The sequence below is a fragment of the Dokdonia sp. R78006 genome (genome assembly GCF_042466145.1).
GTDB lineage: Bacteria > Bacteroidota > Bacteroidia > Flavobacteriales > Flavobacteriaceae > Dokdonia.
The window spans coordinates 2648436-2665596 of record NZ_JAXHBU010000001.1 but is presented as its reverse complement, the minus strand read 5'-3'; the positions used below and the strand labels follow the sequence as shown (position 1 = coordinate 2665596).

Here is a 17161-nt window from a genome sequence, read left to right as displayed (position 1 = left end):
TATCATTGACGCTATCCTATTAAAAATTGAAAAATCGAAGAGACCAATTTTTAAAAATTTACGAGTCTTAAAACTTTGTGTTGAGTAAATAATCATCCAAATCCTCATCATTTGAGAACTCTAATTGTGGTTCTTTTCCGAGCTGAACAAATTGAATTAATTCTCTTAGCTCAAGAAATAATCTAAAATGATATCCTTCGTAATTATAGACGTAAACACTTTTGCACTTTTGTCCAATTAATAATGTTTCTATAGTCCGACTTGAAGTTAAATAAGTAATGTCAATTTGGTTGATATCGTTCATATTACAAGGATAAAAAGCTTAAATCGTCTTTTTAGGTATTATAAAATTATCAATCTTAACTTAATAAAATGATACATATTGTCGGTTGATAAAAGTATACAATCAGTATAGTTTTGACTAATGATAAATAAATTTCTTCTTCAAGAATTTGGTAATAGGATACGCCACTTGAGAATTCAAGAAAAGTTAAGTCAAGAAGAACTTTCTTTCAAAACGGGATTCCATCGAACTTATATAGGAATGATAGAGAGAGGTGAAAGAAATATTTCTCTCACTAACATGGCAATTTTCGCAAAGGTATTTGAATTAACTATAGATCAACTTCTCAAATTCGATAATGCTACAAGTTTATTAAAAAAATACAAACTCAAAACGGAAGATTAAATTCTTATTTTTTTTTCAAACAAAATTCATTATTCCTAAGCATTATCATTTATGAAAAGAGCCTACTACTCAAATTCTATACAGCAATTTTTATTAGAAACAGAAGTGAGCATACTAGGTCATCTAACTACTAATCATAGCAACAGAAAGCTAGAAGAGCTACAGATTAATGCATGGATTAAACAAATTCAAATTTTAAAGACTCAACTCGAAAGTTTTACAGGTAAAGTCTATTTTGAATTTGCAATTCCGAGAATGGGTAAGCGAGTGGATAATATTATTATTATAAATGATATAGTATTCGTTGTTGAGTTTAAAGTTGGAGACGGAGGATATGAGAAACATGCCATTGAACAGGTAATTGATTATACTATTGACCTCAAGAACTTTCACGAAGGGAGTCATCATTTAAGTCTCGTACCATTATTAGTTGCTACTAATGCTTCAATAACTAAAGAGTATCTATTCTCATAAAGATGCCGCAAAATCAAATCAATATTTCATATCTGATACAATTAGATATTATGTAAACGTACATAATCCTCCGATTGATATTAAATATTGGGAAAACTCTATTTATAAACCAACACCAACGATCGTTGAGGCTGCTAGGGCTTTATATAAAAATCACAATATCGAGGAAATCTCAAGGTCAGATTCTGGAGCCATCAACCTTTCTAAAACCTCAAATAGTTTAAATTCAATTATTGAACAATCCAAAATAACTAAATCAAAATCTATTTGCTTTGTTACGGGTGTTCCTGGTGCGGGCAAAACTTTAGCTGGTTTGAACATTGCTGTCCAAAGAAAAAAAACTGATGAAAATGAACATGCAGTATTCTTATCAGGAAACGGACCACTTGTCGATGTTTTAAGAGAGGCATTAACAAGAGATAAAGTCTTAACTGCTAAAGAAAATGGAGAAAAACTGACAAAAAAAACAGCTTCAATAGATGCCAATGCTTTCATTCAAAATATCCATCACTTCAGAGATGATAATTTATTATCTGACAAAGCTCCAATTGAAAAGGTTGTAGTTTTTGATGAAGCGCAAAGAGCCTGGACCAATGAACAATTAAGTTCATTTATGAAGAGAAAAAAAGGCTACGAAAATTTCAATAAATCCGAACCTGAGCTTTTAATAGATGTAATGAACAGGCACTCTGATTGGTGCACAATTGTTTGCTTAATTGGAGGTGGACAAGAAATTAATACAGGGGAAGCTGGGTTAGGTGAATGGATACAATCGCTAGAAAGCCATTTCTCTAATTGGAATATATTTTATTCAAACACAATTCTGGAGAATAACAATTATTTGAAATTAGACGCATCACGCAAATGGCTCAAAAGTAATGGTGTAAGTAAAAATGATTTACATCTTGCGGTTTCCTTAAGATCTTTTAGATCTGAAAAACTATCCAATTTTATTCATGAATTACTCGATATAAAGTTGGCAAGGACTCAATCTCTTTATTCCGAAATTCAAGAGCTTTACCCAATTTTAGTAACAAGATGTTTAAAAACAGCGAAAAAATGGTTAAGGAATAAAGCAAAAGGGAGTGAAAGAATTGGCTTAATAAGTTCATCTGGAGCAAGAAGATTAAAACCTTTGGGGGTTGACGTAAAAAATGAAATATCCGCACCTTACTGGTTTTTAAATAGTAAAGAAGATATTAGATCGTCATTTTTTTTGGAAGAAGTAGCTACGGAGTTTGATATTCAAGGCCTTGAAATTGACTATGCCTGTGTTGCTTGGGGTGGAAATTTTCATATGACAGAAAATGGTTGGAAATACCAGAATTTTAAAGGAACTAAATGGCAAAATATCAATAAGGATATTGATAAAGAATATCTTAAAAATACATATAGAGTACTTTTAACCAGAGCGAGGCAAGGTATGGTTTTGTTTATTCCAGAAGGTTACAAAATTGATCATACAAGACCAAATGAATTTTATGATAAAACATTTAATTATTTGAAAGAAGTTGGTTTAAAAGAAATCTAGATCTATTACTTTATTAAGAATCACATTTTCTATAAATTAGATTAAAGCAAAATTGAAATATTTACAATAATCTATCCATCCCCACCAAAACCATATCTTTGAGTAAAACACTTCCACCACTCAACCTATGGACGCCAAACCGCAAAAACATTCCGTCACCTACATCCTATTGCTTATACTAGCGGGTGAGGCGGTTTTTATATTGCCATTTGTGCTAGCTAGGGTTTTTAGGGCGACGGTGCTTGATGTATTTGAGATAAACAACACAGAGCTTGGATTTTGCTTTTCTATTTATGGTCTGGTAGCGCTGGTGTCGTATCTTTTTGGCGGTCCGCTGGCAGATAGGTTTCCTCCTCGTAAGTTAATGGGGGTGGCACTTGTACTCACCGCCCTAGGCGGACTGGTATATGCCAATAATCCGTCGCTAGTTACCTTGCAAGTGCTGTATGGCTTTTGGGGTTTTACGACGATTTTCTTGTTTTGGGCGGCAATGATAAAAGCCACACGTGTTTGGGGTGGTGAGAAAAGCCAAGGGAAAGCCTTCGGCTTTCTAGATGGTGGTCGCGGCCTTGTAGGTGCGCTATTTGGAGCGTTGGGAGTATTTATTTTTTCGCTGTTTGCTCCTGATAATGGAAGTGAACTATCACCAGAACAGCAAGCGGAGGCGTTTACTTCTGTGGTTTATTACTCCTCTGCCATTGTAGCAATTATTGGAGTTCTTGTATTCTTCTTTCTTAAAAGTGATGTAGAAGCACAAGAAATAAATAAGGAAAAAATTACTTTGAATACCATAAAAACGGTACTCAAACTTCCCTCTATGCCCTTATTAATGATTATTATTTTATGCGCATATGTAGGCTATAAAATCACAGATATCTTCTCGCTATACGCAAATGTAGTCATGGGATACAATGAGGTGGACGCTGCCAAAACGGGTACTTTCTTACTTTTTATTCGCCCTGTGGTAGGCGTTGTTATTGGTTTTCTAGCAGATAGATCTAGAGCTTCTATATACTTGATGATAGGTTTTGTGCTGTCAGTTTTTGGCGCCATACTATTTGCTTCGGGAGTGCTTCATGAAGGAACTACGCTACTATTTTTTCTATCTATAATCATCACAGCCGTAGGTGTGTATGCTGCGCGTGTGCTGTATTTTGCAGTCATGAAGGAAGGTAATATTCCGTTATATCTGACGGGTACTGCTGTGGGCGTTATTTCATTTATAGGCTACACACCAGATATTTTTGCTGGCCCTATGATTGGCTACTTTTTAGACGGCATGCCTGGTCGTGCGGGTCACGAGGCTGTGTTATGGTTACTCGCTGCGTTTTCTGCGGTAGGACTTGTGGCTTCTATGTTGTTTTATCGATTTTCGCTACGTAATGATAAAGCCTCATCTTTAAGGAAATAAGCTTTCGCGAAACTTGTCCCGAATTCACTTCGGGAAGCGTAAAAAAGCAGGGAACTTTTAGTATATATTACAACTTATGACTGCTTACCTAACCAGAGCACATAATTAATAACACGTTGCAAAGCTTCGCTATCTGCATCGTTAGTGTCATTAATTGCGATGCTACATTGATACTTAGGGAAATGAATAAAAAGTGTACCCCAAAAACCAGAATGAGTATAGGCTACAATATCATTTTTCTTTCCTTGTATACTGCCAAAACCTAGTCGCTGTTCAGGTAGTTGCTTTCCCGAAGCATCATAATCCTTTTGTAAAAGCATTACTGCAAGACTGTCTTCATGCTCAAAAATTTGCCCGTCAAAAAGCGCTTGAAGAAACATCGCTAAATCTCTTGTGGTAGAAACTAGACCGCCACCACCATATAAATCTACAGAGGCATCCCAGTCTGACGCATCTAGCGTTCCCACGTATCTTTTTACAGACGGTAGTAATCCTTCTGGCTTAGGTTCTAAGGTTTCAAGCCAGGTGGCATTCATCCCTATTTCATCAAACTTTAAAAGACTTCGTAAGCCTTCGGCTAGTCCTGTGTTAGTAGTTTTTTCAATAATCTCCCCTAGTAATATATATCCTGTATCGCTATAATGCTGCTCTATTCCTGCTGCAGCATGTGGCTTGCCATAATCCATCGCAAACTGGATTTGTTCTGTTCTCGTCCATCGTCTTGAGGGCGTTTTTGAAGCTAACTCTATATATTCTGGACCACCTTCGGCATAATCATAAAAGCCACTAGAGTGATTTAAACATTGACGTATCGTAATTGCATCTGGATGATAACCGCCTTTTCTTAGTATCTCAATATGCTCTTGACTAATGTATTGTGTAATAGCATCGTCTAATGCAAGTTGGCCATTTTCGCGCAAGCGCATTATAGCTACTGCTACAAATACTTTTGTAAGACTTGCAATCCTAAAAGGTTGTGCCGCATCAAGTTTTCTATCCTTTTCTAAACTATCAAAGCCCGCTGCACCTGTAAAGTCAATATCAAGTTTAGGCGAAATTACGGTGAGTGATAAGCCCGTAGAGTGAGCCAATTTCTCCCCTGTCTCTTCATCTAAAATACGCTGAAGATTAATAGCTGGATTTGCATCATAATCAACAGCTTTTTGAGAAGTTCCGCAGCTTGTAAGCAAAGCACAAAGAGCAATATAAAAGTATCTGAATTTCATTGGTTTTTATTTTTGGTAAAGATGACGCTTTCGCGAAAACGTCCATTGTAAAAATTCGTCACAATTACATAGGTCGCACTTTTATAAAAGCAGCGGTTTTTAACAATTGCCCCGGAGTGAGGTAGGTATAGCGCTTAATATCTTTGATAAAATGCGACTGATCGTAATACCCATATTTGACTACATAATGCTGCCAGTCGCTATTACGAGTGATGTACAACTCTCGTAAGGCAAGTTTATAACGTTGCAACGACTGAAACCGCTTAGGAGTAAGCCCTGTGTCTTTTTTAAAATGACGCTCCATAGTGCTATATGAATATCCCGTAGCATCCATGATGGTTTTCATGTCAAAAGTGGTGCTTATTTCTTGCGCCATTGCTACCACGAAACCTTCTGCTTGTTTATTATACTGCTCGAGGAACCATTCATCTAATGCAGTAACGACTTGGGGAGCTTGAAGTGTGTCTAAGTAGCTAATGAAGTTGTTAATTGCAACGCCAAAAACATCATCTAGACACGCCACAGAGTCACGCATAATTGTTTGCGCATCTGCCCGTAAAAATGGACGTAAGGATGAGAGACCACGTGACTTAAACTTCACAATAATACATCGCTTAAGAGCAGATAAATCAAGGTAAACCTGATCGTGAATGAAGCTAAAAAGCCTACTCGCATCAGAATGATACGTTTTTCCCATGTAAGTCATCGTGTAATGCCCTTCTAATACAATAATCATATCTGGCGTAATGCCAGGATAGGCATACATAAACGGACTTCCAAGTGATAAAATTCCTGCATCATTGAGTATCCAATAATGATCAATATGCTTTTGAATTTCTGGGATGGAAGGTGCTAGAATCACCATCCGAAGCTAGTCATAATATATGGAGGATACAAAGAGGATTTGTTTTAGAAAGGTACGCTCTCGCAAAACTCGTCCCGAATTCATTTCGCGAAAGCGTAAAAAACATAAGTTATACCATCCTTTTTAAATTTATCTTTGCTACCAAATACAAACAATGCCCTATACCCTTCTTTCCTCACCGCTACAAGGCTTTACAGACTTTAGATTCCGTAATGCGCAACAGCAATTTTTTGGTGGTATAGATACCTACTATGCGCCTTACATACGTCTCAACGGGAAGATGGCGATAAAGGGTTCTTATCAACGCGACCTTGATCCTGCGGCAAACACGACACTTGAGGTAATCCCACAGGTGATGACGGCAAGCGCAGATGAGTTTATGTTTGTGATTAAATATATAGAATCGCTAGGCTACACAGAGCTAAACTGGAACTTAGGTTGCCCCTACCCGATGGTTACAAAAAGCGGAATGGGTTCTGGGCTTATCTGTAACACAGAAAAAATTGATCATATTCTTGATCGCGCACATAGCGAGTCTAATGTGACCATCTCTATGAAAATGCGCCTAGGTTATGAGAGCCCAAATGAGATTTTAGAATCTTTTAAAGTGCTAGATAAATATCCGCTTAAAAATGTGGCTATTCATGCACGGCTTGGTAAACAGCTGTATAAAGGTGGTGTTGATCTTGAAAGTTTCCAGAAATGTATAGACGTTGCAAAACACACTCTATACTACAACGGTGATATTACAAGCGTCGAGCAGTTTAGAAAAATGCGAGAGTTATTTCCTTCTATCGAGCATTTTATGATAGGTAGAGGTCTCATTGCAGATCCGTTTTTACCAAGCATGATCAAAGCAGATACGACGGAGTATCCTGCAAAACGCTGGGAAACTTTTAGAGCTTTTCACGATACAATTTACGAGCAGTATGATGCTGCATTGTCTGGCCCTACGCCTATCAAGATGAAGATGCTAGGCTTCTGGGAGTTTTTCTCTCAGTCTACTCACAATCCGCAAAAGGTGTATAAGGCAATTAAAAAGGCAGGAAATCCTGTAAAATATAGGCAAGCCGTTGGCGAGATTATCGCAGCGCAGCGTAGAGCCCAATAATTTTACGCTAAGCGGTTGATAAAAGCGTTTTCTTCTATCAATTTCGCTATTTTTAGATTTCATAATTAATTTGCGTCTATGAAGTCTAAGATTCCCAACGGGGTAATGCTTAATGCATACCCAGATAGTATAGGTAACAAACTAAGCGATACCGTAGCTTTACTGCAACGTCCAGAATTACAGGATGTATTCTCCTTATTTTACGTCTTGCCTACATTTTTTAATAGCGACCTAGACCGCGGATTTTCGATAGTTGATTATAACATCAATACGGATCTTGTCTCGCAAGATGATCTTGATGCTCTTAAAAAGCTAGATGTCATGCTTAAGTTTGACATTGTGCTTAACCATCTTTCTGTAGGCTCACCACAGTTTAAAGACATGCTAGAAAACGGTGACAACTCTATCTACAAAGACTTTTTTATTGACTGGAATACCTTTTGGGAGAACAACACAGCTTCTTATAAAAACGGCGTAGCAGTTCCAAAAAAGGAATATCTCGATAAACTCTTCATGCGCAAGCCAGGCCTGCCTGTGCTTAAGGTGTTATTTCCCGATGGTACAGAACGTGCATACTGGAACACTTTTTATCAGCAAATTACGTATCACGCGATAACGATTGAAGATTTAGAAACTTTAAACGAACTGTCAGAAGAAGATAAAAAGGATACGGTAGCACTTGTAAATAATGCGATTGCTGGTGGATATGATATTTCTGAAGTACGCTTTCGCGAAAGCGTAACACCTCACATTCCAGAGCTTGTAATGATTATAGAGCAAAGACGTTCTTACCTAGGGCAAATGGATGTAAACGGCACCTCAGAAATGGTGTGGGACTTTTATGATGAAACACTAAAAAAAGTAGCCGATTTTGGGTGTAAAATATTACGCCTAGATGCCTTTGCATACTTGCATAAGGAAGTGGGGCAAACTAACTTTTTCAACAAACCAGGAACGTGGACATACCTAGAGCGAATTAATCAAATTGCTCAAAAATATGGTCTTACCTTACTTCCTGAGATTCACTCAGAATACGGATTAGGTCTACACGACGAAGTAGCTTCTGAAGGATATCAAATCTATGATTTTTTCTTCCCAGGGCTTGTTATTCACACCATTGAAACTGAAAATACAACAGCCTTTATACATTGGGCGCAAGAAGTTATTGCTAAAGGTTACAAAACCGTAAATATGCTAGGTTGCCACGATGGGATTCCCGTGCTCGACCTTAAAGGAATCACAGATGCACAAGGAAACAACCATCCAGGACTTCTAAAGGACGCCGAAATTGAACACATTATTGAAACTATTTTAAATCGTGGTGGGCGTGTCAAGAATATATATGATCCCGAAGGAAACAAAATCTCCTACTATCAAGTAAACGCAACGTTTTACAGCGCCTTAGGAGAAGATGACCGCAAGCTCCTACTCGCTCGTGCACTACAAGTATTTATGCCAGGAATACCGCAGGTTTGGTACTTAGACCTCTTTGCAGGAAAGAATGATTATGAGGCGGCAGACGCTGCTGGAACAGGAGGTCATAAAGAAATCAACCGAACTACATTAACACAAGAAGATATTGATCGCGGACTAGAAAAAGCTGTGGTCTTAAAACAACTGGACTTACTCCGTTTACGTAACACTGCTGCGGCTTTTTCTGGAACGATGTCCATAAAAAGTGAAGATGTTAGCCAGTTGGAAATCAGCTGGAAACAGAACGATGATACAGCCACCTTAAAAGCAAATCTCGCTGACTATTCATTTACAGTTACTCATGTTTTAAATGGTATAGAAACGGTCATTGCTAATAGCTAATTAATCATAAAACTCTGCATAATTTTAATTAACAAGCGTGTAATTGCTTTATTGTGAATGATGTTGCTCTTAATTTAAAATGCATTCGTAACTTTTACCATCTTAAAAACCAATCCAAATGAAATTAAAATACAGCACACTAGCGCTAGGACTTGTATTAAGTACTTCGCTATTTGCCCAAAAGGACAACCCAACCGTTCAGGCGCTTATTAAAGAAGCAACCACCAACTCGCAACTAGAAACACTAGCACATGAAATTACAGACGTATTAGGACCTAGACTCGTAGGAACGCCACAAATGCAGGCTGCCAATGATTGGGCAGTAGCGCAATACAAATCTTGGGGAATTGAAGCAAGAAATGAAAAATACGGAGAATGGCGCGGCTGGGAACGTGGTATCTCACACATAGACATGCTGGAACCACGTGTACAAAGTTTACGCGGTACACAACTCGCATGGAATCCTAGCACATCAAAAGAAGGAGTTACTGCAGAAGTAATCACTTTACCTACTGTAAAAGATGCTAAGGATTTTGAAAGATGGCTTAAAAATGTAAAAGGAAAAATTGTACTCCTTTCCATGCCACAAATCACAGGACGACCAGATTATAACTGGGAAGAGTTTGCAACCGAAAAGTCTTTTGCTAAAATGAAAAGACAACGCGACTCACTTTCTAACCTATGGAATGATAACATACAACGAACAGGATTTACGAGTAGAGGTCTCCCGGAAGCACTAGAAAATGCTGGAGCTGTTGGGATTGTTACTTCAAACTGGTCAAGAGGTTTTGGCGTGAATAAAATCTTTAGTGCACGCACAAAGAAAATCCCAACCGTAGATTTAGAACTAGAAGATTATGGGATGCTATACCGACTTGCTGAGTCTGGACATACACCTAAAATCAACATCACAGCCATTTCAAAAGAACTTGGAGCGGTACCTGCTTTCAACACTATTGCAGAAATAAAAGGAACCGAAAAACCAGAAGAGTATGTAATACTTTCGGCGCATTTTGATTCTTGGGATGGTGGTACAGGAGCAACAGATAACGGTACGGGAACGCTAGTTATGATGGAAGCTATGCGTATTTTAAAGAAAATTTATCCTAACCCAAAGCGCACTATTCTTGTAGGTCACTGGGGAAGTGAAGAGCAAGGTCTTAACGGATCAAGAGCATTTGTAGAAGATCATCCGGAGATTGTAGCAAAGGTGCAAGCATCTTTTAATCAAGATAACGGTACTGGACGTGTAGTACGCCTTAATGGTGGCGGATTTTTAAGAAGCTACGACTATCTTAGTAGATGGCTTAATGCAGTGCCAAATGAAATTACAGATGAGATTGAGACTACATTTCCAGGAGCTCCTGCACGCGGAGGATCTGATTATGCATCCTTTCAAGCAGCTGGTGCACCAGGATTTAGCCTGAGCAGCCTTAACTGGTCATACTGGAACTATACATGGCACACCAACCGTGACACCTATGATAAAATCGTTTTTGACGATATACGTAACAACGTAATTCTTACAGCAATATTAACGTACATGGCTAGTGAAGATCCAGAGTTTACTTCTCGTGAGCGAGCGGTACTACCTATAGATCGTCGTTCTGGAGAGCCTAGAGAATGGCCTACTCCTAGATCTCCTACTCGTAAAGGAGGAATGGATTAATTAAAATAATGGGTACGCTTTCGCGAAAGTGTACCCATCTCTTTTTTAAATCATCGTTACCTATTAAAAATACCAAAAGCCTATGAAACCATTAAAAAGAGAAGATATTGCTCAAGGAGTTTTTCATCTTTATGACGACTATGCACATAATAAAATAGACCGAAGAATCTTTATCGAACGCTTATCTGTGTTTGCTGTGGGTGCGGTAACGCTACCTGCGCTGCTTAGTTTTATGACACCAGATTATGAAACAACGCAAACCGTGGCGCAAGATGATCCTACTATCGATAGCGACTACATTCAGTACGATTCTCCCAAAGGTGGCGGAAGCATTAAAGGATTATACTCAAAACCTGCAAATGCAACAGGCAAATTACCTGGAGTCATTGTTGTGCATGAAAACAGAGGTCTCAATCCGTACATAGAAGATGTAGGAAGACGCACTGCCAAAGCTGGATTTTTATCCCTAGCACCAGATGCTTTAAGTCCGCTGGGTGGTTATCCTGGTAATGATGATGATGGTAGAGCAATGCAACGCAAACGCGACCGTCTAGAAATGCTAGAAGATTTTATAGCTGCCTATCACTATCTTAAAAACCATGAAGACTGTAATGGCAAAGTTGCTGTGGTAGGATTTTGTTTTGGAGGATGGGTTTCAAATATGATGGCAGTATTACTACCTGATCTTGCAGGAGCTGTGCCGTTCTATGGAAGACAACCGGATGATGAGCAAGCCGCCGAAATCAAAGCTCCGCTCCTACTACAATATGGAGGACTCGACGAGCGAGTAAATGCCGGATGGCCCGCTTTTGAAAAAGTGCTTACTGCAAATAATATTCCGCATACGGCTCACTTTTATGAAGGTGTCAATCATGGATTTCATAATAACACGACTCCCCGATTTGACGAGAAAGCCGCTACGCTCGCTTGGGATAGAACGATAACATTTTTTAATACATATCTCAAGGCCTAGTCTTTATGAACCACAATACTCTTATTGAAACATTTTACAAGGCGTTTACTAACGGAGATGCAGCAGGAATGACCGCTTGCTATCACGATGATATAATTTTTTCTGATCCTGCGTTTGGAACCTTACATGGCAAAGAAGCAAAAGCCATGTGGCACATGCTTATCGAGCGTGGTAAAGGAGCCAATAAAGTGAGTTATAGTAACATTGAAACCACCGCCATCACTGGAAGCGCGCAGTGGACGGCCCGCTATCCATACGGACCACAAAAACGTCCCGTAGTAAATCATGTGACTGCAAACTTTACATTTAAGGATGGCAAAATCATAGAACATCACGATACTTTCGACATGTATAGCTGGACCAAACAAGCACTTGGGTTGCCAGGAGCTTTATTAGGATGGTCAGGTTTTATGCGTAACTCGATTCAAAAAAAGACCAACGGGATGCTTAAAAAATACATGGAAAGAAATCCGCAATAAGACGTCTTACTTCTAAAGTGTCACGATGCTCATATCAATAGTGTGGAGTAATTCAAGTATCTTTATGCCCCGTTAGAAAAAGCATTCTTTTTGAAAGATATTTTACTCATCACTCCGCCATTTACGCAACTCAATACCCCTTATCCTGCTACGGCATATATTAAAGGGTTTTTAAATACTAAGGATATTTCGTCATTCCAGATGGATCTTGGTATAGAGGTTATTTTGCAACTATTTTCATCTAAGGAGTTTACAAGGCTTTTTGAGATTGCTCACGAGCATGATACCATTGTTTCAGATAATTGCAGGCGTATTTACGCAATGCGAGATACCTATGTAAAGCTACTTGATGACGTAATTTCGTTCTTACAAGGAAATAATCAAACCATCGCTAGACAAATATGCACCGGCAACTTCTTACCACGTGCTTCTCGTTTTGATCAGCTAGATGATATGGAGTGGGCTTTTGGTGAGATGGGAATGCAAGACAAAGCAAAACACCTTGCCACTCTTTTTCTAGAAGATCTCTCAGATTTTATTGTGGAGTGTATTGATCCTAATTTTGGGTTTAGTCGCTATGCAGAGCGATTGGGGCAGAGTGCAAACTCTTTTGATGAGTTATACACCTCGCTACAAGATGATCTTACTATTATAGATGAGATTACTATAGAGATTTTAGAAGCACGCTTTCGCGAAAGCGTACCAAAACTAGTGTTACTCTCGGTTCCATTTCCAGGAAATTTATACAGCGCTTTTAGATGTGGACAGTGGATTAAAGAACACTATCCATCAGTCAAAGTGGCTATGGGAGGTGGTTTTCCTAATACAGAATTACGAGAATTAACAGATACGAGAGTCTTTGAATTTATAGATTATATTACGCTAGATGATGGCGAACTCCCAGTAGAACTTCTCGTAGAAGATGTTGTGCAAAACGTTGAAAACCCTACCTATAAGCGCACATTCATTCTTGAAAATGGTGAGGTTACTTATAAAAATAATACGCTCCGTCAAGACTATAAACAGGCGTACTTAGGTACTCCAGATTATTCAGATTTATTACTTGATCAGTATGTCTCTGTGATTGAGATTGCAAACCCTATGCACAGTTTGTGGAGTGATGGTCGCTGGAATAAGCTTACAATGGCGCATGGTTGCTATTGGGGAAAATGTACCTTTTGTGATATTTCGTTAGATTATATAAAAATTTACGAGCCCATCGCTGCGAGTATTCTCGTAGATCGTATGGAAGGGCTTGTGGCACAAACAGGAGAAACTGGTTTCCACTTTGTAGATGAAGCCGCGCCACCTGCGCTCATGAAAGCGCTAGCGCTAGAAATCATTAAACGTAAACTTGTAGTCACTTGGTGGACAAACATCAGGTTTGAGAAAAACTTTACTAAAGATTTATGTAGACTTCTCAAAGCCTCTGGCTGTATTGCCGTTTCTGGCGGACTAGAAGTCGCTTCAGATAGACTATTGAAGCTTATTGATAAAGGAGTGACTGTTGCACAAGTTGCTCAAGTTACACTCAATTTTACCGAAGCAGATATTATGGTGCACTCCTACTTGATGTATGGATATCCTACTCAAACGGAGCAAGAAACGATAGATAGCCTTGAGATGGTACGCCAGCTTTTTGAGCTGGGCATTATACAATCTGGATTCTGGCATCAATTTGCCCTTACCACGCACAGCCCTGTAGGCAAAGACCCGGAGAGCTACGGAGTAACTCCACATTATAACGAGATTACCTTTGCAAATAATGATGTAGATTTCAGTGATAAGACAGGAATAGACCATAGCAAATTCAGCTACGGACTTAAGAAATCACTATTCAACTACATGCACGGTATTGGATTTGATGAGGGCTTGCAAGAGTGGTTTGACTTTGAGGTTCCTCGCACAACCATACATCCGCATGTGATAGAAGATAGCCTTCAAGACGAATTACAGTTTAATACAAAATCTACCTCTAGAATTTTGTGGCTTGGCTTTGCTCCTATGCAAAAGACATTTAAAAAGAAAAAGCGCGAATTAACAGAGCTTACATTTCAAGATCAAACGGGAACTACACAAATTACCGTAGATACTCAAGATGCACTTTGGCTAATTGACATGCTAGAAACAGCGAGTCCACATCAAGATAAATTACCAACTTACGCAGCACTCAAATCTTCGTATGAGGAAACGCAAGAAAATTTTGAGTTATTCTGGTATTCTAAGGCTATGCTCAGTTTGCGAGAAGCAGGACTACTGGTTATATAAAATAATAGATTATTGAGGTACGCTTTCGCGAAAGCGTAACAAGAAAAATACTACTAGTGATATTTCTGAAAAACCTTTAAAGCTTCATTATAGCTACTCTCAAAACTCATTGCGTTCACATTATCATTTGCCTTTACCGAAGCAAAATAAGAAATGAGCTTTTCTGTAGGCATGTTGCCTGTAAGATCATCTGCTGCCATAGGGCAACCTCCAAAACCTTGAATCGCTCCGTCAAACCTACGGCAACCAGCTTTGTAAGCTGCATCTACCTTCTCATGCCAAGTTGTTGGCGTTGTGTGTAAATGTGCTCCAAATTCTACTTTTGGATAACGCTTAATAAGATTAGAGAATAGATAATCTATCGTCTCTGCATCTGAGGTACCAACGGTATCTGATAATGAAAGTATTTTTACTCCCATACTGCTGAGCTTCTCTGCCCACTCCCCTACGATATCAACATTCCATGGATCACCGTATGGATTACCAAATCCCATGGATATATAAACAACGAGCTCTTTATCCTTAGAAGAAGCGAGCTCTATAATATCTTTCAATAAATCTACAGATTGAGCGATAGTTTTATGCGTATTACGCATCTGGAAGTTCTCTGAGATAGAAAATGGATAACCAAGATAATCTACCATTTCATGCTGCACGGCATCTTGAGCACCACGCAAGTTTGCCACAATAGAAAGTAACTTACTATCTGTCTTTGAGAGGTCAAGACTGTGCAAAACCTCTGCAGAATCCTTCATTTGAGGAATCGCCTTAGGCGACACAAAACTCCCTACGTCTATGGTATCAAAACCACAACGCAGTAGCGATTGTATGTATTGCACCTTAGATTCTGTAGGAATCCAGTCTTTTATACCTTGCATCGCGTCACGAGGACACTCAATAATTTTTACATTCTCATTCACTACGTAAAAATAGGAGTTTCAATTGTTGTATCACAACTAGAAGCGACAATTAAGTGACGATTTTATAATTTAATTGTCAACAATATTCAACAGCATCTACTGCTGTGCTTCTTGTTTTGCAACAATTTTATCTACGCAGTTGATACCATCTATAGCCGCAGAAATAATTCCGCCAGCATACCCAGCACCTTCACCACACGGATATAATCCTTTAATCTCTACATGCTCAAGTGTTTCCCAATCGCGAGGAATAGAAACTGGAGATGATGTACGACTTTCTGGAGCGTGTATTACAGCATCATTAGTGAGATAACCTTGCATCTTTCGTCCAAAACCTAAGAACGCCTTCTTCAATCTTTTGGCTATCATATCTGGCAATACCTTATTAAGATCTACCGACACAATTCCTGGTTGGTAAGAGGTTTTAGGAAAATCCTTAGACACACAACCGTCTATAAAATCACGCATGCGCTGTGCGGGTGCTGCTTGAGTTTTACCTGCAGCTTCCCAACATGCACGCTCTACAGACTTTTGAAAATCTAAACACACAAAAGGATCCCCTTCTTTGTAATTAGGTAAATCTTCTGGTGTCACACTAACTACAATACCAGAATTTGCATACGGGTTATCACGCTTAGAAGGACTCCAACCGTTAGTTACAATCTCTTCTTGATCTGTAGCACAAGGTGCTATAATTCCGCCAGGACACATACAGAAAGAGTATACTCCTAGTCCGTCCACCTGCTGCACCAGACTATAAGAAGCTGGTGGTAAGTACGGATTATCACCATCTAAATGGTATTGTATGTCGTCTATTAATTCTTGCTGATGCTCAATACGCACGCCTATTGCAAAAGGCTTTGCCTCTATCTTAATATTACGTTTATGAAGTAAGTAAAATATATCACGAGCAGAATGACCCGTTGCAAGTATCACGTTATCAAAATCAAGCCAATCGGTATCATTTACCTGTATTGCTGTAATGGCACTATCTTCTATTTTGAGGTCTGTAAGTTTTGTATCAAATCTCACCTCTCCACCATACTGAATGATGGCTTCACGCATCGCTGTAATGATTTTAGGCAATTTATTGGTACCTATATGTGGATGAGCATCTACTAAGATATCTTCTACCGCTCCAAAGTGTACAAACCACTCAAGTGCTTTAAGTACGTTACCACGTTTTTTTGAACGCGTATATAACTTCCCGTCAGAGTATGTCCCTGCTCCTCCTTCTCCAAAACAGTAGTTAGAATCTGGATTTACGATATTTTCTTTATTAATAGCTGCAAGATCGCGTCTTCGCGCACGTACATCTTTTCCTCTTTCAAAAACAATAGGTTTTAATCCGCCTTCTACAGCGCGCAGTGCGGCATATAATCCCGCAGGACCAGCACCTATAATCGCTATTTCCTTTGCATTTGAAACATCTTGGGGTACAAAAGGAGGAATCTGGGGACGCTCTTCTCCATTTTTCCAGAATTCAATCTGTAGTGAGACTTTCACTGGTGATTTGCGAGCATCTATAGATCGCTTGCGTATATCCCATTCTCTTACATCATCTGCTCTTAGTCGCGCTTTTTTAAAGGCAACTTCTGCGATGTAATCATCATCTTCTGCTTGGTGTGGAAGTACGTTTATTTGAACAAGTGTAGACATAGCGCGAAGATAAGTCGTTACAATCTTGAAACCGAACTAGAATCTAAAAATTGAAACGTAATTTTTAGGAAT

General features: G+C 38.9%; 14 protein-coding genes. 10 read left to right on the top strand and 4 right to left on the bottom strand.

Going from position 1 to position 17161, the window contains the following annotated elements; genetic code table 11:
• Window positions 1-424 precede the first annotated feature (424 nt).
• The 4 genes from SJY37_RS11875 to SJY37_RS11860 all read left to right on the top strand — a co-directional run bounded on the left by SJY37_RS11875 (window position 425) and on the right by SJY37_RS11860 (window position 4104).
• Window positions 425-688 carry a helix-turn-helix domain-containing protein gene (locus SJY37_RS11875; protein WP_379953123.1) on the top strand — a complete coding sequence of 88 codons (264 nt, stop codon included), beginning with the start codon at window positions 425-427 and terminating at the stop codon, window positions 686-688.
• Window positions 689-739: 51 nt separating this feature from the next.
• Entirely contained in the window at window positions 740-1162 is a 423-nt protein-coding gene (locus SJY37_RS11870) for a hypothetical protein (RefSeq protein WP_379953122.1), read from the top strand.
• The gene (locus tag SJY37_RS11865) at window positions 1149-2693 is read left to right on the top strand and encodes a DUF2075 domain-containing protein (protein WP_379953363.1); all 1545 of its coding nucleotides are present in this window, start codon (window positions 1149-1151) and stop codon (window positions 2691-2693) included. The genes SJY37_RS11870 and SJY37_RS11865 overlap by 14 nt, the downstream gene beginning before the upstream one ends.
• 127 nt (window positions 2694-2820) lie before the next feature.
• On the top strand, window positions 2821-4104 hold the full coding sequence (locus tag SJY37_RS11860; protein ID WP_379953121.1) for an MFS transporter: 1284 nt from the start codon (window positions 2821-2823) through the stop codon (window positions 4102-4104).
• A gap of 74 nt (window positions 4105-4178) precedes the next feature.
• On the opposite strand, the gene SJY37_RS11855 is transcribed toward SJY37_RS11860, so the two are convergent.
• Window positions 4179-5330 carry a serine hydrolase domain-containing protein gene (locus SJY37_RS11855; protein ID WP_379953120.1) on the bottom strand — a complete coding sequence of 384 codons (1152 nt, stop codon included), beginning with the start codon at window positions 5328-5330 and terminating at the stop codon, window positions 4179-4181.
• Between the two features lie 64 nt (window positions 5331-5394).
• A complete protein-coding gene (locus SJY37_RS11850; protein WP_379953119.1) occupies window positions 5395-6195 on the bottom strand; it encodes a helix-turn-helix domain-containing protein in 801 nt (266 codons plus the stop codon).
• 154 nt (window positions 6196-6349) lie between these two features.
• Here SJY37_RS11850 and SJY37_RS11845 point away from each other — a divergent pair, with 154 nt between their 5' ends.
• The 6 genes from SJY37_RS11845 (at window position 6350) to SJY37_RS11820 (ending at window position 14510) form a co-directional block, all read left to right on the top strand.
• Entirely contained in the window at window positions 6350-7306 is a 957-nt protein-coding gene (locus tag SJY37_RS11845) for a tRNA dihydrouridine synthase (protein WP_379953118.1), read from the top strand.
• Window positions 7307-7384: 78 nt separating this feature from the next.
• Window positions 7385-9121, top strand: coding sequence for an alpha-amylase family glycosyl hydrolase (locus tag SJY37_RS11840; protein ID WP_379953117.1), 1737 nt, complete (start codon window positions 7385-7387; stop codon window positions 9119-9121).
• A 118-nt stretch (window positions 9122-9239) separates the two neighbouring features.
• Window positions 9240-10790 (top strand): M20/M25/M40 family metallo-hydrolase, encoded by a 1551-nt coding sequence (locus tag SJY37_RS11835; protein ID WP_379953116.1) that lies wholly within the window; start codon window positions 9240-9242, stop codon window positions 10788-10790.
• Window positions 10791-10872: 82 nt separating this feature from the next.
• Entirely contained in the window at window positions 10873-11763 is an 891-nt protein-coding gene (locus tag SJY37_RS11830; RefSeq protein WP_379953115.1) for a dienelactone hydrolase family protein, read from the top strand.
• A gap of 5 nt (window positions 11764-11768) precedes the next feature.
• Window positions 11769-12242, top strand: a complete 474-nt coding sequence (locus tag SJY37_RS11825; protein WP_298324631.1) for a nuclear transport factor 2 family protein — start codon at window positions 11769-11771, stop codon at window positions 12240-12242.
• 90 nt (window positions 12243-12332) lie between these two features.
• Window positions 12333-14510 carry a radical SAM protein gene (locus tag SJY37_RS11820; protein ID WP_298324629.1) on the top strand — a complete coding sequence of 726 codons (2178 nt, stop codon included), beginning with the start codon at window positions 12333-12335 and terminating at the stop codon, window positions 14508-14510.
• A gap of 53 nt (window positions 14511-14563) precedes the next feature.
• Here the strand turns inward: SJY37_RS11820 and SJY37_RS11815 are convergent, their stop codons facing one another.
• On the bottom strand, window positions 14564-15430 hold the full coding sequence (locus tag SJY37_RS11815) for a hydroxymethylglutaryl-CoA lyase (protein WP_298324626.1): 867 nt from the start codon (window positions 15428-15430) through the stop codon (window positions 14564-14566).
• 96 nt (window positions 15431-15526) lie between these two features.
• Window positions 15527-17089, bottom strand: a complete 1563-nt coding sequence (locus SJY37_RS11810) for an NAD(P)/FAD-dependent oxidoreductase (protein WP_298324624.1) — start codon at window positions 17087-17089, stop codon at window positions 15527-15529.
• Between the last annotated feature and the right edge of the window lie 72 nt (window positions 17090-17161).